This is a genomic window from Bacillus yunxiaonensis (assembly GCF_037104695.1).
Taxonomy (GTDB): Bacteria; Bacillota; Bacilli; order Bacillales; family Bacillaceae_G; genus Bacillus_A; species Bacillus_A yunxiaonensis.
Map to the genome: position 1 here is coordinate 543,222 of NZ_JBAWSV010000003.1, position 20,506 is coordinate 563,727.

The window sequence follows — 20,506 nt, forward strand, 5'->3', positions numbered from 1 at the left end:
CCGTTACGAATATATAGAAAAAGAACGGAACTGAGTTAAAAGGGGGTATTAAGATGGGTGACCAAGTTGTAATAAGTGGGACAGCGAATGATGGGATTATAGCCGGCTTTTTAGCGTTAGGACTTATTTTTGTTATTATCTTTTTAGTCTGGGTTGTAGCTGCTTATTTGTTAACAGCATTCGCGCTGTATAACATGGCAAAAGCTGATGGATTGGAAGATACCTTCTTTGCGTTTATTCCATTTTTAAACTGTAAAATATGGGGAGATTTAATTGGAAAGAAATTACCGCAATTTATGCAGCCTCAATCCGGGTGGAAGTTATTTGGTGTGCATGTTGCCTGCTTTATTATCGGATGGATTCCATTTTTGCATACGATATCTTCAGTTCTATTGATTGTGTTAGGGATTTATATCGTATATTTACTGTTAGAAAGATACACAACAAATGCAGTACTATATACGGTGCTACACGTTATTACATGTTCTATTTTTCTTCCGATTCACTTATTTGTAATTCGGAATAATGAACCGAGGTATTGAGGATAAGAAAAAAACGGAAGGGGTTTCCTTCCGTTTTTCTTATCCAGCTCCATATTTATTTACATTAAGTAACGTAAATAAATATAAATGTTCGAAATGATTAATGAAACAATTGTAATTGGGAAGCCGACCTTTAAGAACTCCATATAGCTAAAGCTATGTCCTTCGCGGTTTGCAATGCCTGCAACGATTACGTTTGCGGATGCCCCGATTAATGTTCCGTTTCCTCCTAAACAAGCGCCAAGTGCAAGTGCCCACCAGAGTACGTCGACCTGTGCATCAGATGGTGTTAAGCCGAGTCCAATTGCCATATCGTTAATAAGCGGAATCATTGTTGCAACGAATGGGATATTATCAATCGTTGCAGAAGCGATGCCAGATACCCATAAAATAAGTACAGCAGCGAAGGAAATGTCACCGCCAGTTATATTTAATACTTGCTGTGCTAACGATTTAATTAAACCAATATCGATAAGACCGCCAACAAGTACGAATAAACCAGCAAAGAAGAAAATTGTAACCCATTCTACACTAGCAAATACATCTTCAATTTCATGCTCTTTTACACCGATTAACATTAATACAGTTGCCCCTGTTAAGGCGATAATCGCTGCATCAACGTGAAAAATAGAATGTGTCATGAATCCGATGATTGTAAGCCCCAGTACAGTTAGTGATTTTTTCATAAGTACTGGATCTTTAATGTACTGCTTTTCATCTAGGCTCATTAACTTTTTAATTTGGATTGGATCAGCTATTAATTGTTTTCTGTACATGAAATACAGCATAACTGCTGTCACTGCAATAATGATGACTACAATCGGAGCTAAGTTCACTAAGAAAGTATTAAAATCTAAATGTTTATTTGCAGAACCAATCATAATATTTGGAGGGTCACCGATAAGTGTAGCTGTTCCACCGATATTTGAGAAAATAATTTCTGATAGTAAATACGGAACAGGATTTACTTGTAAAATACGTGTGATAGAGAGTGTAACTGGTACAACGAGAAGAACCGTTGTTACGTTGTCTAAAAAAGCGGAGCCAACTGCAGTCAGTAAAGAAAGAATAATTAAAATACGAATTGGATTTCCTTTCGCTTTCTTAGCTGATTTAATCGCAACATATTGAAAGACCCCTGATTTGCTCGTAATGTTAACTAAAATCATCATACCAATGAGTAAGGTAATCGTTCCCCATTCAATATGCTTCGTAAAAGCGTTATGTAAATCAACAACTCCTACAATTACCATTAAGGCTGCACCAAGTAGCGCGATGACAGCACGGTTAATTTTTTCAGAAATGATGATGGCATATGTAACTAAAAAGACAGCAATTGCAAAATAGTATTGCCAGTTTGCAATTTCTTGTGTTGTTTCGTGCAAAAATCCCATCTCCTCTCAGTAGTTATTCTTATTATTTGATACAACTCTGTAATAAACACAATTAAAGCCATTATAAAGTAGAAAAATGTAAGATGTAAACGAAAGCATCTATTTTGTCATATTTTCTGCACAAATGAATTGAGCTATTTTCTTGTTTTTGAAAATATTTGCTGCTATTTGACATATATATAAGATACATCTTATTGAACCAATCGGGCTTTTATGGACGCTTCCTCTTTCTCAATTAGGATTCATGCATGTAAACATGTTCGTGGTTATTTGTTGTGATATAATGGATGAATATGGAAGAATTTATAAGGAAGGGATCGTATGGATGAACAACAATTATTATTTTTAGATTTTGAGTTCACGATGCCTCAGAATCGAAAAAAGCCAAAAGGATTTTTCCCGGAAATTATTGAAGTAGGAATTGTCTCGGTTGTAAATCATGTTGTAGTTGATACGTATTCTTCTTATGTAAAACCGGAAACTTTTTCAACGTTAACAGATCGGTGCAAAAAGTTTTTAGGAATTCAGCAAAAAGCAGTGGACGATGGGATTTCATTTGCAACACTTGTTGAAAAGCTAGCAAACTATGATAAACGTTGCAGTACAACAGTTGTGACGTGGGGAAATATGGATATGAGAGTGCTGAAACATAATTGCGAAGTAGCGAATATTGCTTATCCATTTGCGGGGCAGTGCCGTGATTTATCGTTAGAGTATAAGCGTTTTTTTGGGGATCGCAACCAAACTGGATTATGGAAAGCTATTGAGGCGTATGGAAAGGCTGCTACAGGTAAGCATCACTGTGCGTTAGATGATGCGATGACGACATATAATATTTTTAAACTTGTTGAGAAAGATAAGCAATACTTAGTAAAACCAGCTCCTCCAACACTTGGCGAACTTGTAGACTTTTCGAAAGTATTAAAAAAGGTAAGTGCACAATAACAGCCAAATTACAATCATAATTGTAATTTGGCTGTTTTGTTTGTTTAGCGCTACTAATCCTACAATTGATAATCATGCTTTAATTGTTCTAGCATTTGTAAGCTTCGCTCTGCAAATGGAGAGTCGTCTTCTTGTAATTTTCGCATTTGTTCTGTTAATGCTTTTTGAAGCGATTCTTTATAATCAGGCACTTTACCTTCATAGTGCTTGACCATTTGCTGCGGGATATTTGTTTGTTCACGAAATGCTAAGGCGCGGCGTTCATGGAAAAAGGGCACGTCAGCTTGTTTTACGTTATGTAGGTCGCCTTGCGTTGGATGTTTTACAACTGCGAGCACTTTTACAAGATAATGCTGTGGACGAACATTTGTAATTTCGCCAATGTACTTACCCGTTTTGTAAATGCCTGTTACGACATCACCGATTTGGAATGTTTCATTCATGTTTTTCACCTCTTTCTCATAGTAAGCAATGAAAGAGAAGGAGTCAAAGGAGAAGGAAGTTTTGTTTTGACTGAAAGTTCTGTATAATTGGTTATATAAAAGGAATGAACAAAGGAGTGAAGATTTATGATGCCTTTATACTTTCCAGAAGACAAGACAGAATATATTATACCTGCTATTGTATGTGTATTATTTCTTATCGGAGCAGTTGCCACGTGGCGTATGTTTATTAAATCATCAGAACGAGAAGCAAAGAATTTGCAAGAGATGGAAAAACGTATCATGGGACGAGAAGAACGGTAAAGCGAAACTTCCTTTTGGAGTGCTTTTCTCCAAAAGGTTAGCCATCACCAATCGGGTTCTTACAGACGGTTTGTCATTACTTCGTAGCTAAGCATCTTACCGACTGTTAGAGCGGGATAAGTTGCTTTTGTATGTTTCCTTCTAGGCTCGGACAATATAAGAACAGAATGAGTTTGGAGGGAATACGGATGAAAAAGCAACTCGTATTGGGATGTTTCGCAGCTGTTCTCTTTGCTGGATGTGCGAAAGGGAAACCGACAGAAATAGAAGTGAAGCTTTACAATGCTTCTGGAGATAAAGTTGGAACGGCTAAGGTCACTCAACAGACAAGCGGTGTAAAGGTTTCTATTAAAGCAGAAGGATTTACGCCTGGTGCACACGGAATACATATTCATGAAATAGGTGAATGCAAAGCACCGGACTTTATTTCTTCTGGAAATCATTTTAATGTCGAGAAAAAAAAGAAGCACGGATTATTGCATCCGAAAGGGTCTGAAAACGGAGACTTACCGAATGTAATTGCAGATGGTCAGGGAAAGATTAAAGCGGATATTACTGCGCCGCAAGTGTCTTTAAAAGAAGGGAAAACAACGATGCACAGAAAAGACGGTGCATCACTTATTATTACAGAAAATGCAGATGACGGAATGACACAACCGGCTGGAAATTCGGGGAAACGAATTGCATGTGGTGTAATTGTGAAAAAAGCTTCGGATATAAAAAAGGAAAAGGAAAAAGGGAAGTAAAGAAAACACTCGGAAAACCGAACGTATAAAGGCTGCCGTGAAAGTCTCGGCAGCCTTTATATATTTTGATGTTAAAATCATCGATACAAGTTCTTGGATGCGGGCACAAAGAGCTCATATTTGCGTGCGACATCCGCTAAAGCAACGGCGGACAATTTCACGACGACAAGCAGCCGTCGAAGAACGAACATGGAAATTTCACTTTATCACCTGAAAATATTTGTTTTACTACTTGATACCTCAGTTTGTATTCATATAACCTATTAATATATAATATTTCCATTTTATCCCTATATTTATGGGCGGTAAGACCTTCATTTCAAGATTCAGAGAGAAACGTTGTCCAGCTCCAGTGGCTAGAATGTTCGGTGGCTTCGCTTCTTCCTACGAGGTAAAAAACACCTCTACGTCAGAAGCTCCATCCCCTTCACATTCTGAACGAGCCACTTCCGCATTTCTTCATTGTCCAGCTCTAGCGGCTAGAATCTCCGGTCGTTTCGCCCCCTCGGACGAGGCAAAAAGCGCCTCTCTGCCTTGGGCGCGGGCGTCCTGCGATTCTGAGCGAGCCGCTTCCGCTTTTCTACAGAAGATAGGTGGAGGATAAAGAAAGGAGATTACATGAAAAAGAAGCTTCTATATATTGAGGACAATAAGGAAATTGGTGCTTGGGTATGTGAAGATTTATTCGAACGGGGCTATCAGGTAACTTGGATTACTTCAGGTGAAGGTGCCATTGAACATATGGCGGAAATCGACCTAGTCATTCTTGATATTATGCTTCCGGGATTGGATGGTTTTTCAGTTGGACAGCGATTGAAAAAGGAATTTCCAAAAACCCCTATTTTAATGCTATCCGCCAGATCATCGATTGATGATAAGTTGCAGGGGCTGCAGTTTGCAGATGATTATATGACAAAGCCTTTTCACCCCGATGAACTCGCGGCACGGGTGGAAGTGCTTCTCAGGCGGTTTGACAAGATATGCTCCCCGCTCATTGTACTATCACATCTTCGCATTTATTTGAATGAGAACCGCATTGTGGATTCCAGATCGAATAATGATGTCATACTTACGGCTAAGCAGTTTCAAATTTTCACCTATTTACTCCGTCATCCAAACCAAATCTTAACAAAAGAACAAATTTATGAGGCTGTATGGGGAAATCCATATATCGAAGGAGATAAAACCTTAATGGTACATATCCGCCATTTACGCGAAAAAATAGAGCAGGAGCCAAGTCAACCACAAATAATTGAAACAATTCGCGGTATTGGATACAGGGTGAAACAATGAAATTCCGCCATTCGCTGTTAGTTAGATATTTGTTGCTTATTACGACTGCGCTCGTTTTATGGCCGTTTGCTTTACCTGTTTATTACTTGCCGAAATATATACTAGACAAGGATATGCAACAAAAGGTCAAGTATATAGATACAAAAAAGTTGGAACAAATGTGGAATGATGAGGCGAAAAAGTTGGACGGTGCGCCCACGGATCAAGTGGATAAACAACTCCGTTCGTTAAAAGAACGGTATTCAATGGCGACAATGTTCTGGGTTGATGCCGCAGGAAAAACACAGCTCAGGCTTCCCGAAAAAAAGAGTATACCTGACCAATGGACGTTTCAGGAAAGCACTAAGTTTATGAAGAAAAATGTTGATAATAGCCTGTTCACAATGATTGCTTTTATTGGCGACGACCAGAGCCAAGGCTTTATGGTTTTTCAAGTCCCTCTTTCCGATACACAACCACCCAGTGTGTCCGTCATCGATGATAAATTTTTGCTAGTATATACTGTGCTTGTCTTTGCAATTTTTCTAATTGCATCTTGGGTATTTTTCTCGAAAATTCGCAGGCGACTCGTTCAACTACAAACCGCAATGGCCGAAGTCGATGAGAACGGCATTCCTCAGAAAATTCTCGTTCGTAAAAAGGACGAAATCGCGCAACTAGGGTCGGCATTCAATCATATGATTGACGAGCTGACAAATAGTAGGAAACGTGAACTGGAGGAGGAAGTTCTTCGTAAACAATTGATTGCTAATATATCACACGATTTACGGACACCACTTACCACCATCCGTGGACATGCTTATTCATTGCAAAAGGAAACTTTATCTCCTCAAGGGAGGGAATCGCTTCATTTAATTGAAAGAAAAGTAGATGCTCTTAGCCAATTGCTCGAAAACCTTCTTTCCTACACGTTATTATCGGCGGGGAAATATACTTTGCAACAGAAGGAGACAGATGTTATCCGATTAACGCGGACTTCCGCTGCAGGGTGGTTTCCTGTGTTTGAAAAGGAAGGATTTGAAGTAGAAGTTCGTTTGTCAGAAAAAGCTTTAATGTGGAATATCGATCCGCACTGGTTTACCCGTATATTAGATAATCTATTCCAGAACGTTGTTAGACACGCAAAAGCCGGACGGTATGTTGGTGTAAGTTTGGAAGAGTTAGATGGAAGGACTGCTATTGTTATTGAGGACAAAGGACCTGGAATGGATAGCATCTCCAGTGAAAAAGGAGCAGGGATCGGCTTATCAATTGTTTCATTGATGCTCCAAGAAATGAATCTTGAATGGAAAATAACAAGCTCGACGAACGGAACTCGCATTTATCTATATGAAAAAGTTGGACTGTAAACGAAATAAGCACTGTGCATGCATTAGCTCGCCCGGCAAAAGTTAAACGAAATTTAAACTAGACCCCACCATCATTTTAATCTTCACTGATTAGAATAATGGTGGGGTTAAATTTTGAAACATAAATAAGTGCCAATACCCCATTCGGTTGGTTTCGTAGGTATTTAAAATAGTAAAGAAAAGAGGAGAATTTCAATGGAAACTTCATCGCCGATAATTGAAGGAAAGATTGGGAAAGGCTTTACACGATGGCCCTTATGGATTGGATATGGAGCCGCGGGATGGTCACTGCTTTACGGCGTTGTACAGCTCTACTGGTTACTTGGAGGGGCGGGGTATCCCTTCAAACGTGGTGAAATGGATTTGTTTGCGGCAATGGTTACGTATCTTCCATCCAAAGCTTGTGGCCTTATTTTTGTTATTCTTTGTTTATTAGGAACAGTGATTGGCATAGCTATGCAAAAAACATGGAGAGGTGTTCTGCGTCGGTGGCTAATACTTGCTTTTGCTTGGTGTTTTGCCGCTGCCCTGCTCCTTTTTATTCCTGATATTAGCCTAATCGCAGTTATGGCTTATGCCTTTTTATTTAAGTTTGCTTTTAACTGGATTATGCTCAATCAGATTATTTGTATTATAGGTGCTATGCTTTGGATCTTGACTGCTGTTGCATACCAACGTAGGACCCGTGATGCTTGTGAATATTGCGGACGGACAGAGAACGGAAACACATTTTTATTGGTACGCTGGGGGAAATGGCTAACCATTATCGCGGCTCTTGCGCCTATTCCTTATGCCCTGACACGTTTTGCTTGGGCACTTAATATCCCTTTAGGGGTGGATCCGCAGTTCTTTCACGATTTCTCAAAAGTTAATTCTATGGCACAGATAACAGAATGGGTATTTGGGTCTATTTGCGTAGGTGGAGGAATTCTTACACTTGGTTTGATTCAAAAATGGGGTGAAATATTCCCCGATTGGTTCCCGTTCATTGGCGGTAAAAGAGTTCCGATCATGCTCGCTGTAGTCCCAGCTTCTATTATAGCCATTGCTGTAACTGCGGCCGGATTTGTCTTTACCTTTAATTTTTTTGCTGTGATATTTCACTTTATGCCAGCCGATACCCTCCTTCTCAGTCAGATATGGGGAACGATTGGACCTATGATTTTCTGGGTGCCGTGGGGAGTAGCACTTGGTCTTGCTGCCATTGCTTACTATTATCGCCGACGTGGTAAATGTACTCATTGCGGAAGAGGTAATCAAAATTGAAACCGGAAAAGAGAGGTGCATAAATATGAGCAAACTAATGAATAATGGGGAATCTTCGATGCAAAAATTGAATTCTTTTGAACGCTTTACAAAGAAAGCGGTATGGCCTGCTTACGTTGGTTGCCTATTGGCATTTATGTATGCAGTTTTTGTTCGATTTTATGAAGCGGCAGGGGGGAATATAGGCTTTTCGGACCAACTTAATGACCCTAAATCATTTTACATGGCAAGTTACATCGCTGGTGTCATCATCATGTTATGTGGATTTGCCTTGCTTACACTTATCAAACCATGGGGAAAGGTCATTCCAAAATGGGTGCCGTTGATTGGAGGCAGAAAGGTCCATCGTCTTATTTTATTAATCCCTACTCTTATCGGAACTGCCTTTTTAATTGCTCATGGAGTCAGTGGCATGATTACAAAAGCTATGCTTTTGGCAGGTGTCATTACAATGAACTTCCCTGCCTTTGCTGTAGTCGATGTCGATAGCTTAGCTATATGGGATCTCTTGTTTTACGAACCGTGGTTTGTCATTATGGGTATTTTGGCTGGTTTGACTGCTTCACATTATGCGCAAGCTTCTGGTGTTCCACTTTCTGCATTCAGACGCTGTACGTTAATTTATTTGAGTTTGGTTTTTCTCCTTACTGCGTTTTTTGTGTTCGCTATAATTTTTGACTTCGGAAAATTTTAATTACCGCTACTGCGTCGAATCTTATATGAATCTATCACCATACAGATTCTGGTTTGGCGCAACAGCGGATTTTTATCATATCTGGCGAGAAGACCCCCATCTCAAGCGCAAAGCGGTGGGTGGGGGTAGTTCAATCAAAGAATATTGGAGTGTATAATAATCAAGCTTAAGTCACATAGATAGCTTTTCCTTGGAAGTACAGGCAAATGCGCATTGTAAGCGACGGAGCGCATCTTCTAATACAGGGCGTGGACAACCGATATTTAAACGAATATGTTGCTCACCGCCAGCACCAAACTTTTCTCCTGGCTCTACAATGATTTTTCCTTTTTTCTCTAATAATTCCATTCGTTCATTTTGAGTCAGTCCAAGTTTGGAACAATCAATCCAAAGTAAGAACGTACCATCTGGCTGAATGACGGATAGTTTCGGAATATGCTGTTTAATGAAATCACATGCAAATCGTGCATTTTCTTCTATATAAGGTAATAGCTCTGTTAGCCATTCGTTGCATTCTGTGTATGCGCTTTGCATTGCTGTATAAGCAAATGTGCTTAAGCCATGAAAGCCTTGGCGATGCTGCACAGCGGTAAAGGCATCTCGCAGCTGTTCATTTGGAATAATAATAACCGATGCTTGCAGTCCAGCGATATTAAACGTTTTACTTGGAGCGATGCATGTAACAGTTCGCTCTGCTAAGTTTGCTGATAAAGAGGCAAGTGGTATATGTTTACGCCCATTGAAGATAATATCGGCATGAATTTCGTCTGCGATGACGGTTACATCATATATTTCGCAGAGCGTACCAAGTTTTGTTAACTCTTCCACTGTCCAGACACGGCCAATCGGATTATGTGGACTGCACAGAAACATCAGTTTTACACCTTGCTGAAATTGTTTCTCTAACTGTTCAAAATCCATTTGGTAAATACCGTTTTCTAGGCGTAGTGGATTGGTCAGCACTTGGCGCCCATTCGTTTTTACCATTTCGAAAAATGGTGGATATACAGGCGGCTGTACAAGCACTGAATCTTGCTTTTCAGTAAAAGCTTGTACAGAAACACTAAGCGCAGGGACGATGCCGGCGCTAAAGACAAGCCATTCTTTTTCAATGACCCAATTGTATTGTGTTTTTACCCAATGACAAACTGCTTCTTTTACTTGTTCACTTGAAGTGTTATAACCGAAAATAGGGTGTTGTAAACGATTTTTTAAGGCGTCTTGAATTGGTGAGGGAACAGGGAAGTCCATGTCTGCAATCCAGGCATGAAGAAGTTCCTCGTTTTTATGTGTATCCCATTTAACGGAGTCTGTCCCGCGGCGATTTATCATTTCGTTAAAGTTCCCCATATTTATTACTCCTTTCAATAGTAGATTGAAAATACTGAATGTTCCTCTGTTTCTTCTAGCATAGCTGATATGATACGATAAAGAAAAGTGGAAAATAAGAAAAAGGCGGGAAATGTATGGGGGCATATGAGAAGATGATAGACTTTGTGAAGAATTGGGATCCGTTTCAAATGGGACCGGAATTTTATGAAACAGAAGCAAGTGACATTGTCTATATTGTAAGTACATTTGATGATGCGAAATATATCGCAAAGAAAATACAGCACATTTATGTGCTATCATTTGAAAAAACATTGCCTATTGAAAAGTGTCAATGGTTAGCAGAACAATTGTTATTATTAAAAGATGGCGGAAGCTGTACGTTATAAGGTGAAACTTCCTTTTGGAGCGTTCTTCTCCAAAAGGTTAGTAGCGGGAGAAAGAGGCTGACATCCAAAAGTTCATTGAAGCTGGACTTTTGGATATCGGTCTCTTTCTTATTTCGCTCCTCTTTAGCGATAAGGCTTCCACCTCAAAGTTCTAAGAAATCAAAGAAGATAGTTACTGCAGACATGTATCACGTGTGTTCAATTTGCTAAGAAGGTCATAATCTCTTCATATACGTGTTCCGGTTTTTCTTCTGGTAATAAATGTCCTGTGTCTTTATAAGAGATAAAGTGTGAATGCTGCAGATCATTGTGCAATCGGTGCCCAACATTAATAGGAACAACACGATCTTTTTCTCCCCAAATGAGCAAAGTAGGGATCTTAATTGTTTGTAGTTCTTTTGATGTTAAATCGCCTTCGCGGTCACGAAGCATTCGTGTTAAAGCAGGAAAGATGCGATTATCATAAAAAGGTGCTGCATAGCCCTGCATCATTTCGTCATCGATTAATGAGTGGTCATGTACGACATTCATCAAATTGTGAATGATCCCGCGTCTTATAATCCAATTTTTTACGTATAAGTGGAAGAACGGTAAATAAGAAGTATAAATAAGCGGTAATTTTGCTCGTGATAAATAGCTTGAGCTGCATAAAAGAACTGTTTTTTGGATTAAATCAGGCCGTAATTTACTTACATATAACGCAATTTGTCCGCCCATCGAATGTCCTACTAAAATAACGTTTTTTGTCTGTAAATGTTCTATGAGTTCAATAACAATTGTTGCCAGGTTTTGATAGGAATATGTGAAATGATACGATTTATCACTTTTTCCAAATGGCGGTAAATCTAGAGCAATCACGTTCCCTTGCTGAGCGAGCAGTGGGATGAGACGCCGATAGCTAAAGGTTGAAGAGAGAAAACCGTGAATTAAGACAAATGTTGGTTTTTCTTCTTCGATGAAAGACTGATAGAGCTCATAATGAACCGTAATTCCTCTTGTAGAAAAGGTGAAGTGGGGGAGGTGAACTTCTTTTTCCATCTTCATCACTCCGTCGTTTTTTGTTCATATCATCTCCTTTTCAGGAGAAATTATCCCATGGAGGAAGTGAAAACAGGAGAAAAAGCAAACCAACTGTAAGGTCCCAATTAGTGAGGGGTAACCTTCTGGAGAAGAGCGTCCTCGAAGGAAATTTTGTTGTATATAAAGTATATAAAAAAGACAAAACCATTGTGACATGGCCTTGTCTCTTTATCCCGCTATTTGCGTGTAGTAAGACCCCCACCTCAAAATTGAGAGAGAATCGAAGAAGGGAGGTGGGGGATAACTGCTGGCATGCGCCCGATTGGTTCAACTAACCTTTTGGAGAAGGGCACTCCAAAAGGAAGTTTCACTTTATTGATTATTTCAGTTCATTGACGAGATTTGGAGGTGTATTCCCTTGTAATCCAGCTACTAAGTTCTTTGCTGCTGTCATTGCCATCGTTTGTCTCGTTTTTAATGTTGCGGAACCGATGTGAGGGAGCGTAACGACATTTTGCAGAGATAACAACGGGTTATCTTTTTCAATTGGTTCTTGTGTAAATGTATCAATACCTGCCGCAAAAATTTTCTTTTGCTGCAACGCTTCAATTAATGCCGCTTCATCTACTGTTTTCCCGCGGGATGCATTAATAAAAACAGCTGTTTCTTTCATAAGATCAAATTCTTTTTCCCCAATTAAATGATACGTTTCTTCTGTTAGTGGTGTAAGTAGAACGATAAAATCTGCTTTTTGCAGTAACGTTTCTAATTCACAATATGTTGCACCGAGCTCTCGTTCCGCTTTTTCTTTACGGCTTCGATTGTAGTACAAAACGTCCATATCAAATCCGAATTTCGCACGTTTCGCAACAACTTCTCCGATGCGCCCCATGCCGATGATTCCGATCGTTTGATGATGAACGTCTAAGCCGAAATGCTCTTTACTAATTTCTGCATTCCATTCCCCAGATTTCACGTAACGATCAAGTTCGCAAACGCGACGAGAGGCAGATAGCATTAATGCAAATACAAGATCAGCGACCGTATCATCTAACACGTATGGTGTATTTGTTCCGATTATGTTTCTTTTTTTCATAGCTTCGATAGCGAAGTTGTCATAGCCGACAGCAATATTGCTCACTACCTTCAACTGCGGAGCTGCTTGGAGTAATTCTTCATCAATGATTGCCCCGAAATTTAATAGTCCATGTATATCTTTTACTTTTTCTAATAGTACATGGCGTGGAATTTTTCCGCTTTCATTCCATGCTTCATATTCATAATGTTCAGCTATGTATTCTTCAACAAAGGCAGGAACTTGTTCTGCAATGTATACTCTTTGTTTCATGCTTTTATCCCCTTTCTATATTATCCCGTTACTCACTACTTTTGGACAGTAAGAGACTGATTGGGCGTGTCTTCCATCAGTCGGGAATAAAGAAAAACCCCCACTAATAGAAGTTTCACTTTATTGTTACATAATTCTCTGAAAAAATCTTCTTTTCAAATAGGAAAAGCAGTCTGTATAATTTAGAAAATACACAAAAAGGGAAGGACGAATATGATGACAGAAAAAGAATTAGAATTGTTAGCTTGTCTTGAAAAGAATAGCCGATTATCTGAAGAAACATTAGCCAAAATGTTAAACATAGATGTAGAAGAAGTGATAGCGATCCTTGGAAAATTGGAACAAGAAAAAGTGATTGTAGATTATGTTACGCTAATTGATTGGACAAAGGTAAAAGAGCATACAGGTTTAACAGCAATGATTGATGTTAAAGTTACACCGAAGCATGGCGTTGGATTTGACGCAGTAGCGGAGCAAATTTACCGATACCCAGAGGTGAAGTCAGTTTATTTAATGTCAGGTACATATGACCTTTCTATTACTGTAGAAGGAAGAGGGATGGCTGAAGTTGCGACATTTGTAGCGGAAAAGTTAGCAACAATTGAATCTGTCGTATCGACGACAACGCATTTTATTTTGAAAAAGTATAAACATGATGGAATTATATATGAAAACAAAGATGATGATAAGCGAATTGTGGTGACACCATGAGTAAATTTGAATTATCGAAAGTTGCACAATCTTTACAACCGTCCGGTATTCGTAAGTTCTTTGATTTAGCGGCCGGCATGAAAGGAGTTATTTCATTAGGTGTTGGAGAGCCTGACTTTGTAACGCCTTGGAATGTAAGACAAGCTTGCATTCGTTCATTAGAAGAAGGATATACGGCATATACGGCGAATGCTGGATTATTAGAGCTTCGCGAAGAAATTGCGAAATATTTAGAAAAACAATTTGCAGTATCTTATGACCCGAAAGAAGAAATTATTGTAACGGTTGGAGCAAGCCAGGCGTTGGATGTTGCGATGCGTGCAATTGTAAATCCTGGTGATGAAGTTATTATTATTGAACCGAGTTTTGTATCATATGCACCGCTTGTTACGCTAGCTGGCGGAGTACCTGTACCTGTTTCAACATCTCCAACTGACGAATTTAAAGTACAGCCGGAGCAGATTGAAGCTGCAATTACAACGAAAACAAAAGCGATTTTATTATGTTCGCCAAACAATCCGACAGGAACGCTCTTAAATAAAGAAGAGCTAGAAAAACTTGCGGTCATTATAGAAAAATACAATTTAATCGTACTATCCGATGAGATTTATGCAGAGCTTGTCTATGATGAGACATATACAAGCTTTGCGAGTGTGAAGCATATGCGCGATCATACAATTTTAATCTCTGGTTTTTCGAAAGGGTTTGCAATGACAGGCTGGCGCCTAGGTTTAATTGCAGCCCCTCAATATTTTATGGAATTGATGTTAAAGATTCATCAATATTCTATGATGTGTGCGCCGACGATGTCGCAATTTGCAGCATTAGAAGCACTTCGCTCTGGAGAACAAGAAGTTGTTCGAATGCGTGAGAGCTATAAACAACGCCGAAACTTTATGACTACTTCATTTAATGAAATGGGATTAGATTGCCATATGCCAGGCGGAGCATTCTATGTATTTCCTTCGATTCGTTCAACGGGATTATCTTCGATGGAATTTGCCGAACGATTATTATTAGCGGAAAAAGTCGCTGTTGTACCTGGAAGTGTGTTTGGGGAGAGTGGTGAAGGATTTATTCGCTGTTCATATGCAACATCACTTGAACAACTTATGGAAGCGATGAAACGTATGAAACGGTTTATAGAGAACGAAAAAAGGACAAAACATAATACGTTTTGTCCATAAAAGGGGGGGAATACTAGAAAGCCATGTGTTAGTATTTTATCCCGATATTTGAAGATTTATACATACTAAGGAAAAATTTTTCATGACTTTTGAATGAAATGCTAGTAAGTGGTATAATTTACTAATACAAAAGGTAAAAAATATGGGAGTGTTTCTTATGTCAGACAAATACACAACAGGAGTGGTTGTGAAGGGAAAAGTGACAGGAATTCAAGATTACGGTGCATTCGTTGCATTAGATGAAGAAACGCAAGGTCTTGTGCATATATCTGAAATTACAAATGGATATGTGAAAGATATTCATGATTTTTTAAAAGTCGGGGATGAGGTAGAAGTAAAGGTGCTTTCGGTTAATAGAGAGAACGGGAAAATGAGTTTATCATTGAAGGCTGCCAAACGTAAACAAGGAAAGGTGCGTATACCGAATCCGTCTGCAAATGGATTTAACACATTGCGAGAAAAGTTAACAGAGTGGATTGAAGAATCTCAAATCACAAAATAAAAGCAGGGAGCATAGCTCCCTGCTTTTATTTCTTGTTCACCAAGTAGTCGGTGAATGTTATAGATTATGATATAAAATAATCAAACGTTTCTTTTCCTGCATTTTAATCAGTATAAAAAAACGTCCGTATGTCGGAAGTTAGTAAAGCATCATAGATCTCCACTTGTTTGAAAACAAGTGGAGATGCATGTTTTATAATATCATTTTAGAATGCTATTAGATTTATCGTACTTCACGTGCTTCTGGGTGTGTTCCAAGCTCTTCAGAAGGTTTAAATAATAAACCAAGGTTAATTAAGCCTGAAATACCTACAATACCGTAGATAATTCGAGCAAGTGCTGTATCTTGCCCTCCAAAGATAGCTGCTACTAAATCGAATTGAAAGAAGCCAATGAGTCCCCAGTTTACTGCGCCGATAATCGTAAATACTAAGGCAATGCGTTGTAATGTACTCATTTTAAGCAGTCCCTCCTTAAATGATGAAGCAAAAACGAGATACATTTGCTCGTTTTAATGAAGCTTCCTTTATAGAATGGATACCTTTTGTTGTTCTTATACCAAAAAAATTAAAATTTCTTATTGTATACTTGTCTATACCGAAAAACGGAAGTTATGACGATTTTGTAAAAAAAATAAATTGGCTACGCTTACAATTTGTAGTTCGCTTGATTTACAACTGTGGTTTCGCTAAAGTGAAGACAGAAATACATATCCATATTGTATTGGAGGGAAAAAGATGAGCACACATGTAACGTTTGACTATTCAAAGGCGTTATCGTTCATCAGTGAACAAGAACTAACATATTTACGTGATGCAGTAAAAGTATCACACCATGCAATTCATGAAAAAACAGGAGCAGGAAACGACTTCTTAGGTTGGGTAGAACTTCCGCTTGCATACGATAAAGAGGAATTTGCTCGCATTCAAAAATGCGCTGAGAAAATTAAAAATGACTCTGAAATTTTACTGGTTATTGGGATTGGTGGTTCTTACTTAGGCGCACGAGCAGCAATTGAAATGTTAAACCATTCTTTCTACAATACACTGTCTAAAGAACAACGTAAAACTCCACAAGTGCTATTTGTTGGACAAAACATTAGCTCTACTTATATGAAGGATTTAATGGATGTATTAGAAGGTAAGGACTTCTCTATTAACGTTATTTCCAAATCAGGTACAACAACAGAGCCTGCAATTGCGTTCCGTATTTTCCGTAAGCTATTAGAAGAGAAATATGGAAAAGAAGAAGCACGTAAACGCATTTATGCAACAACAGATAAAGCGCGCGGAGCTTTAAAAACATTAGCTGACGGAGAAGGATACGAAACATTCGTGATTCCAGATGATGTTGGTGGCCGTTTCTCTGTGTTAACACCAGTTGGTCTATTACCGATTGCTGTAAGTGGTTTAAATATTGAAGAAATGATGCAAGGAGCAGCTGTAGCTCGTGATGATTTTGCGAAATCAGAGCTTGAAGAAAATCCAGCTTATCAATATGCAGCTGTACGCAATGCTCTATACAATAAAGGTAAAACAATTGAAATGCTTGTTAACTACGAACCAGCACTTCAATATTTTGCTGAATGGTGGAAACAATTATTTGGTGAGAGTGAAGGAAAAGATCAAAAAGGTATTTTCCCATCTTCTGCAAACTTCTCAACTGACCTGCATTCTTTAGGTCAATACATTCAAGAAGGACGCCGTGATTTATTTGAAACAGTTCTAAAAGTAGGAAAACCTACACACGAACTAAAAATTGAATTAGATGAGAACGATTTAGATGGATTAAACTACCTTGCTGGTGAAACAGTGGACTTCGTTAATACAAAAGCATACGAAGGAACATTACTTGCACATAGCGATGGCGGTGTACCAAACTTAATCGTTAATATTCCTGAACTAAATGAGTATACATTCGGTTATCTTGTATACTTCTTTGAAAAGGCATGTGCGATGAGCGGCTACTTATTAGGCGTAAATCCATTTGACCAACCAGGCGTAGAAGCATACAAGAAAAACATGTTTGCTCTACTTGGAAAACCAGGATTCGAAGAACTAAAAGCAGAACTAGAAGAACGTTTGAAATAGGGAAAGCGGAAATGGCTCGTTCAGAATGGAAGAAGCGAAGCCACCGACCGTTCTAGCCATTGAAGCTGGATAGTAGAAAAGCGGAGCCGACTGTTTAGGCTTGTCGGCTAAGGTTCTTTCGCACAGAAAGTGTTTTTTACTTTCTCGTAGGAAGGCGCGAAGCCACCGACCATTCTAGCCGCTGGAGCTAGACAATAAAAAAAGCTGTTGGGATGATCCCAACAGCTTTTTTTTATGTGCGTTTCGAATATTACCGAAGGGTCTTTATATTATGTCGAAGCGCCAATATATGGAGCGCGAAATGGGTATGCTAAAAAAAATTTAGAAAGGATGATACATTTGATTGGGATTCATTCAAAGTTAGAAGGACAAACATTCGCTCTTTTCCAGTTAGAAGAAATATTAAAGCCGCTCGGCTATACAATCGGCGGGAATTGGGATTATGAGAAAGGGTGTTTCGATTATAAAATAGATGAAGAGGAAGGGTATCAATTTTTACGATTACCGTTTACAGCCGTTGAAGGAGAGCTCGATGTAAATGGAGTTATCGTTCGTCTTGATACACCGTACCTTCTGTCGCATGTGTATCAAGATGAACTAGATGATGAAGTGAATACATTTACAGCAGGGATAGGGTCTTTTGATCAGTTTGCAGAACCAAAAGATTCAGATGGAGATATTCAAGCAAAATATATTGATATTGGAAAAGCTTTAGTTCGGGAATTAGAAGGATACTTGCTTAATGTTTAATTACAATCAGTAAATCATTTTTTTTCAGAGTAAATGAATGGTTAGGATTTATATGATAGTGTCCATCACGTTGTAGGCCAAGTAAGAGTATATTTTGTTTTAATAAAGCACAGTTACAATATTCGAATGTTTCACCCTCATATTGCTCGGGAATATGCAGGAGTTGTAATTTATTTGCAGTAATTTCATTGTAAATTGTAAACAGCACTTCTGAAATCGAAGGAAATAATAAAGAAGCGGCAAACACATAACTTGTTAATTTATTTCCTTCAATAATTTCTGTTGCGCCTGCTCGTTTGGCGTTATGGATTTGGTCGGAAGTTAACATTTCGACGATACAATAAATATTTGGGTTTAATCCTTTCGCTGTTAAAATGGTTAAAATAGATTGCGTATCAGCAGAGCTCTCGCTTTTTTCTTTGTCAGCTGTAATCAAAATAGTATGTGCAGTACGAATGTTTGCTTTGAGTAAAATATGATCATGATGAGGACAACCTTTAATAAATTGTAAATGATGGAATGACTTCGGGAGTAGAGGAAGTGTCTCATCTATAAGAACAATATCAAGGTTTGGTTGTAATACGCGCAGTTGACTTACTACATGCTTCACACGTTCGTTCCAACCGACAACAATCATATGTTTATGACAAGAGGCAGCCTCTTCACCTTTTATTTTCATATATTGTTTACTAATCATTTCTGTAGCAAATGAGACCATATAATAAGAACCGAATCCAGTTCCTAACAAAATGAGAATAATTGCGAGGATTCTTCCTTGTACACTATGAGGAACGTAATCGCCGTATCCAACAGTGAATGTCGTAACAAGTGCCCACCATATACCATCAAACCATGTTTGAAAGTGAACGGGTTCTAATTTGTATATAAGAAATCCAAAGAAGAGAATGAATAAACCAATTAAGGTGACTAATCGTAAAATGATAGAGTTGCGAAATGTGTCTAAAATACTACTTCTTACATTCAATGTCTGCAGCTCCTCCCAAATCAATATGATTATAGTGTTACCATTATAAAAAGAAGAAAAACCCCCTCATAGGAATGAGGGAGTCTTCACATGCTTTCCACTTCTGCTTGTCGTACACTTTCAAGGTGCTGAATGGCATAGTACACATCAGCTGTATGCATTTTTTGATCAACAGATATTTTCATTTGGAGAAAATGAGCCTCATTTTCTAACGTTTTGAGTTTCATGTTTTTAACTTTTATATCCATTTTTTTGATGTCTTCGATAACTGTAGGGATGCTTTCCATACTATTCACAACGAGTTTTACAGCAATCTCGCGTTGACGAAGGGACTTTGGTCCTAGAATACTCATTGCCAAAGGAATAAGTTCTACACTAACCATAAGAAAGCACATACCAAAGATTGCTTCTAAATAAAAACCAGCTCCGACTGCGATGCCAATTCCAGATGCTCCCCATATCATTGCGGCAGTGGTAAGGCCTGCGATGCTATCGTTACCTCTTCGTAAAATAACACCGGCTCCCAAAAACCCGATTCCTGATACAACTTGAGCTGCTAAGCGGAGAGGATCCATGCCGATTCTGTTTGAGGTTGAGCTTGGTAAGTTATAAGCAGCCTCAATTGAGACGATAGTAAGTAAACAACTAATAATAGAAATAACTAAGCAAGTTTTGAGACCTAGTGGTTTCCGTTTTAATTCCCGTTCTAAACCAATCGCAAATCCTAAAACGGCAGAGAGGCCTAACTTAAGTAATAAATCAAAGTGTTCCATCTGTATCCCTCCCTGTAAATTGTGGTAACAGACAAGTTTATATTTTAAGTATATGGTACAAGGAAGGGAAGTTGGACAGTTTTTATAAAAAAAAATTAAAAAGGGTGTTGCATTCCGATTTTCAACATGCTATATTAATAAACGTCGCTGATGCACGAAAGCAGAAAGCGGAAAGAAAAAAGAAATAAAAAACAATGTTGACATCAAAAAACAAAGATGTTAACATAAGGAAGTCGCAAATGAGCGACTGACAAGTTCTTTGAAAACTGAACGAAACAAACAACGTGAAACGTCAATTTTTATTTATGATGCTAGACAAACACTTTATTGGAGAGTTTGATCCTGGCTCAGGATGAACGCTGGCGGCGTGCCTAATACATGCAAGTCGAGCGAACCGATTAAGAGCTTGCTCTTAAGAAGTTAGCGGCGGACGGGTGAGTAACACGTA

Annotated in this window: 23 protein-coding genes and 1 rRNA gene; 16 read left to right on the forward strand and 8 right to left on the reverse strand. The window is 38.6% G+C overall.

Features of this window, described 5'->3' with window-relative positions; genetic code table 11:
- Nucleotides 1-53: 53 nt before the first annotated feature.
- Entirely contained in the window at nucleotides 54-542 is a 489-nt protein-coding gene (locus tag WAX78_RS12050) for a hypothetical protein (RefSeq protein WP_336482486.1), read from the forward strand.
- A 59-nt stretch (nucleotides 543-601) separates the two neighbouring features.
- On the opposite strand, the gene WAX78_RS12055 is transcribed toward WAX78_RS12050, so the two are convergent.
- Complete coding sequence (locus WAX78_RS12055) at nucleotides 602-1,927, reverse strand: ArsB/NhaD family transporter (protein WP_336482487.1); 1,326 nt, start codon at nucleotides 1,925-1,927, stop codon at nucleotides 602-604.
- Nucleotides 1,928-2,257: 330 nt separating this feature from the next.
- On the opposite strand from WAX78_RS12055, the gene kapD reads away from it, so the two are divergent.
- Nucleotides 2,258-2,881, forward strand: coding sequence for a 3'-5' exonuclease KapD (kapD, locus tag WAX78_RS12060; RefSeq protein WP_336482488.1), 624 nt, complete (start codon nucleotides 2,258-2,260; stop codon nucleotides 2,879-2,881).
- 59 nt (nucleotides 2,882-2,940) lie between these two features.
- On the opposite strand, the gene kapB is transcribed toward kapD, so the two are convergent.
- Nucleotides 2,941-3,324: a kinase-associated lipoprotein KapB gene (gene kapB, locus WAX78_RS12065; RefSeq protein WP_336482489.1), complete on the reverse strand. Its 384-nt coding sequence runs from the start codon at nucleotides 3,322-3,324 to the stop codon at nucleotides 2,941-2,943.
- A 126-nt stretch (nucleotides 3,325-3,450) separates the two neighbouring features.
- On the opposite strand from kapB, the gene WAX78_RS12070 reads away from it, so the two are divergent.
- The 6 genes from WAX78_RS12070 to WAX78_RS12095 all read left to right on the forward strand — a co-directional run bounded on the left by WAX78_RS12070 (nucleotide 3,451) and on the right by WAX78_RS12095 (nucleotide 8,975).
- Nucleotides 3,451-3,627, forward strand: a complete 177-nt coding sequence (locus tag WAX78_RS12070) for a hypothetical protein (RefSeq protein WP_336482490.1) — start codon at nucleotides 3,451-3,453, stop codon at nucleotides 3,625-3,627.
- A 188-nt stretch (nucleotides 3,628-3,815) separates the two neighbouring features.
- Entirely contained in the window at nucleotides 3,816-4,373 is a 558-nt protein-coding gene (locus tag WAX78_RS12075) for a superoxide dismutase family protein (RefSeq protein WP_336482491.1), read from the forward strand.
- A gap of 618 nt (nucleotides 4,374-4,991) precedes the next feature.
- On the forward strand, nucleotides 4,992-5,666 hold the full coding sequence (locus WAX78_RS12080) for a response regulator transcription factor (protein ID WP_230574759.1): 675 nt from the start codon (nucleotides 4,992-4,994) through the stop codon (nucleotides 5,664-5,666).
- On the forward strand, nucleotides 5,663-7,015 hold the full coding sequence (locus WAX78_RS12085) for a HAMP domain-containing sensor histidine kinase (protein WP_336482492.1): 1,353 nt from the start codon (nucleotides 5,663-5,665) through the stop codon (nucleotides 7,013-7,015). Before WAX78_RS12080 ends, WAX78_RS12085 begins: the two co-directional genes overlap by 4 nt.
- Before the next feature lie 195 nt (nucleotides 7,016-7,210).
- A complete protein-coding gene (locus WAX78_RS12090) occupies nucleotides 7,211-8,281 on the forward strand; it encodes a hypothetical protein (RefSeq protein WP_336482493.1) in 1,071 nt (356 codons plus the stop codon).
- Nucleotides 8,241-8,975: a DUF3995 domain-containing protein gene (locus tag WAX78_RS12095; RefSeq protein ID WP_336482494.1), complete on the forward strand. Its 735-nt coding sequence runs from the start codon at nucleotides 8,241-8,243 to the stop codon at nucleotides 8,973-8,975. The genes WAX78_RS12090 and WAX78_RS12095 overlap by 41 nt, the downstream gene beginning before the upstream one ends.
- A gap of 171 nt (nucleotides 8,976-9,146) precedes the next feature.
- On the opposite strand, the gene WAX78_RS12100 is transcribed toward WAX78_RS12095, so the two are convergent.
- Nucleotides 9,147-10,325, reverse strand: coding sequence for a MalY/PatB family protein (locus WAX78_RS12100; protein WP_336482495.1), 1,179 nt, complete (start codon nucleotides 10,323-10,325; stop codon nucleotides 9,147-9,149).
- A 116-nt stretch (nucleotides 10,326-10,441) separates the two neighbouring features.
- On the opposite strand from WAX78_RS12100, the gene WAX78_RS12105 reads away from it, so the two are divergent.
- A complete protein-coding gene (locus tag WAX78_RS12105) occupies nucleotides 10,442-10,693 on the forward strand; it encodes a DUF1871 family protein (RefSeq protein ID WP_336482496.1) in 252 nt (83 codons plus the stop codon).
- Between the two features lie 198 nt (nucleotides 10,694-10,891).
- Here WAX78_RS12105 and WAX78_RS12110 read toward each other — a convergent pair whose 3' ends face one another.
- On the reverse strand, nucleotides 10,892-11,731 hold the full coding sequence (locus tag WAX78_RS12110; protein ID WP_336482497.1) for an alpha/beta fold hydrolase: 840 nt from the start codon (nucleotides 11,729-11,731) through the stop codon (nucleotides 10,892-10,894).
- A 361-nt stretch (nucleotides 11,732-12,092) separates the two neighbouring features.
- Nucleotides 12,093-13,061, reverse strand: coding sequence for a 2-hydroxyacid dehydrogenase (locus tag WAX78_RS12115; protein ID WP_336482498.1), 969 nt, complete (start codon nucleotides 13,059-13,061; stop codon nucleotides 12,093-12,095).
- 213 nt (nucleotides 13,062-13,274) lie between these two features.
- On the opposite strand from WAX78_RS12115, the gene WAX78_RS12120 reads away from it, so the two are divergent.
- The 3 genes from WAX78_RS12120 to yugI all read left to right on the forward strand — a co-directional run bounded on the left by WAX78_RS12120 (nucleotide 13,275) and on the right by yugI (nucleotide 15,461).
- Nucleotides 13,275-13,772 (forward strand): Lrp/AsnC family transcriptional regulator, encoded by a 498-nt coding sequence (locus WAX78_RS12120; protein WP_336482499.1) that lies wholly within the window; start codon nucleotides 13,275-13,277, stop codon nucleotides 13,770-13,772.
- Complete coding sequence (locus WAX78_RS12125) at nucleotides 13,769-14,959, forward strand: aminotransferase (RefSeq protein WP_336482500.1); 1,191 nt, start codon at nucleotides 13,769-13,771, stop codon at nucleotides 14,957-14,959. The genes WAX78_RS12120 and WAX78_RS12125 overlap by 4 nt, the downstream gene beginning before the upstream one ends.
- Nucleotides 14,960-15,116: 157 nt before the next feature.
- On the forward strand, nucleotides 15,117-15,461 hold the full coding sequence (gene yugI / locus WAX78_RS12130; protein ID WP_098309219.1) for a S1 domain-containing post-transcriptional regulator GSP13: 345 nt from the start codon (nucleotides 15,117-15,119) through the stop codon (nucleotides 15,459-15,461).
- Nucleotides 15,462-15,683: 222 nt separating this feature from the next.
- Here yugI and WAX78_RS12135 read toward each other — a convergent pair whose 3' ends face one another.
- The gene (locus WAX78_RS12135; RefSeq protein ID WP_230574769.1) at nucleotides 15,684-15,917 is read right to left on the reverse strand and encodes a DUF378 domain-containing protein; all 234 of its coding nucleotides are present in this window, start codon (nucleotides 15,915-15,917) and stop codon (nucleotides 15,684-15,686) included.
- A gap of 23 nt (nucleotides 15,918-15,940) precedes the next feature.
- Between WAX78_RS12135 and WAX78_RS12140 the strand changes: the two genes are divergently transcribed.
- The 3 genes from WAX78_RS12140 to WAX78_RS12150 all read left to right on the forward strand — a co-directional run bounded on the left by WAX78_RS12140 (nucleotide 15,941) and on the right by WAX78_RS12150 (nucleotide 18,300).
- Entirely contained in the window at nucleotides 15,941-16,201 is a 261-nt protein-coding gene (locus WAX78_RS12140) for a hypothetical protein (protein WP_336482501.1), read from the forward strand.
- Nucleotides 16,198-17,550 carry a glucose-6-phosphate isomerase gene (locus WAX78_RS12145; RefSeq protein ID WP_336482502.1) on the forward strand — a complete coding sequence of 451 codons (1,353 nt, stop codon included), beginning with the start codon at nucleotides 16,198-16,200 and terminating at the stop codon, nucleotides 17,548-17,550. Before WAX78_RS12140 ends, WAX78_RS12145 begins: the two co-directional genes overlap by 4 nt.
- Nucleotides 17,551-17,889: 339 nt before the next feature.
- On the forward strand, nucleotides 17,890-18,300 hold the full coding sequence (locus tag WAX78_RS12150; protein ID WP_336482503.1) for a YugN-like family protein: 411 nt from the start codon (nucleotides 17,890-17,892) through the stop codon (nucleotides 18,298-18,300).
- Here WAX78_RS12150 and WAX78_RS12155 read toward each other — a convergent pair.
- Nucleotides 18,290-19,285, reverse strand: a complete 996-nt coding sequence (locus tag WAX78_RS12155; RefSeq protein WP_336482504.1) for a potassium channel family protein — start codon at nucleotides 19,283-19,285, stop codon at nucleotides 18,290-18,292. The genes WAX78_RS12150 and WAX78_RS12155 overlap by 11 nt on opposite strands.
- Before the next feature lie 86 nt (nucleotides 19,286-19,371).
- The gene (locus tag WAX78_RS12160; RefSeq protein ID WP_336482505.1) at nucleotides 19,372-20,058 is read right to left on the reverse strand and encodes an MgtC/SapB family protein; all 687 of its coding nucleotides are present in this window, start codon (nucleotides 20,056-20,058) and stop codon (nucleotides 19,372-19,374) included.
- Nucleotides 20,059-20,382: 324 nt separating this feature from the next.
- Here WAX78_RS12160 and WAX78_RS12165 point away from each other — a divergent pair.
- Nucleotides 20,383-20,506: ribosomal RNA gene (locus WAX78_RS12165) — 16S ribosomal RNA — on the forward strand; the annotation flags it as partial.

Excerpts from the sequence above, each read along its gene's own strand:
- WAX78_RS12050 (WP_336482486.1), top strand. The coding sequence starts at position 54 with ATGGGTGACCAAGTTGTAATAAGTGGGACAGCGAATGATGGGATTATA.
- kapD (WP_336482488.1), top strand. The coding sequence starts at position 2,258 with ATGGATGAACAACAATTATTATTTTTAGATTTTGAGTTCACGATGCCT.
- kapB (WP_336482489.1), bottom strand. The coding sequence starts at position 3,324 with ATGAATGAAACATTCCAAATCGGTGATGTCGTAACAGGCATTTACAAA.
- WAX78_RS12070 (WP_336482490.1), top strand. The coding sequence starts at position 3,451 with ATGATGCCTTTATACTTTCCAGAAGACAAGACAGAATATATTATACCT.
- WAX78_RS12075 (WP_336482491.1), top strand. The coding sequence starts at position 3,816 with ATGAAAAAGCAACTCGTATTGGGATGTTTCGCAGCTGTTCTCTTTGCT.
- WAX78_RS12080 (WP_230574759.1), top strand. The coding sequence starts at position 4,992 with ATGAAAAAGAAGCTTCTATATATTGAGGACAATAAGGAAATTGGTGCT.
- WAX78_RS12085 (WP_336482492.1), top strand. The coding sequence starts at position 5,663 with ATGAAATTCCGCCATTCGCTGTTAGTTAGATATTTGTTGCTTATTACG.
- WAX78_RS12090 (WP_336482493.1), top strand. The coding sequence starts at position 7,211 with ATGGAAACTTCATCGCCGATAATTGAAGGAAAGATTGGGAAAGGCTTT.
- WAX78_RS12100 (WP_336482495.1), bottom strand. The coding sequence starts at position 10,325 with ATGGGGAACTTTAACGAAATGATAAATCGCCGCGGGACAGACTCCGTT.
- WAX78_RS12105 (WP_336482496.1), top strand. The coding sequence starts at position 10,442 with ATGGGGGCATATGAGAAGATGATAGACTTTGTGAAGAATTGGGATCCG.
- WAX78_RS12110 (WP_336482497.1), bottom strand. The coding sequence starts at position 11,731 with ATGGAAAAAGAAGTTCACCTCCCCCACTTCACCTTTTCTACAAGAGGA.
- WAX78_RS12115 (WP_336482498.1), bottom strand. The coding sequence starts at position 13,061 with ATGAAACAAAGAGTATACATTGCAGAACAAGTTCCTGCCTTTGTTGAA.
- WAX78_RS12120 (WP_336482499.1), top strand. The coding sequence starts at position 13,275 with ATGATGACAGAAAAAGAATTAGAATTGTTAGCTTGTCTTGAAAAGAAT.
- WAX78_RS12125 (WP_336482500.1), top strand. The coding sequence starts at position 13,769 with ATGAGTAAATTTGAATTATCGAAAGTTGCACAATCTTTACAACCGTCC.
- yugI (WP_098309219.1), top strand. The coding sequence starts at position 15,117 with ATGTCAGACAAATACACAACAGGAGTGGTTGTGAAGGGAAAAGTGACA.
- WAX78_RS12135 (WP_230574769.1), bottom strand. The coding sequence starts at position 15,917 with ATGAGTACATTACAACGCATTGCCTTAGTATTTACGATTATCGGCGCA.
- WAX78_RS12140 (WP_336482501.1), top strand. The coding sequence starts at position 15,941 with ATGAAGCAAAAACGAGATACATTTGCTCGTTTTAATGAAGCTTCCTTT.
- WAX78_RS12145 (WP_336482502.1), top strand. The coding sequence starts at position 16,198 with ATGAGCACACATGTAACGTTTGACTATTCAAAGGCGTTATCGTTCATC.
- WAX78_RS12160 (WP_336482505.1), bottom strand. The coding sequence starts at position 20,058 with ATGGAACACTTTGATTTATTACTTAAGTTAGGCCTCTCTGCCGTTTTA.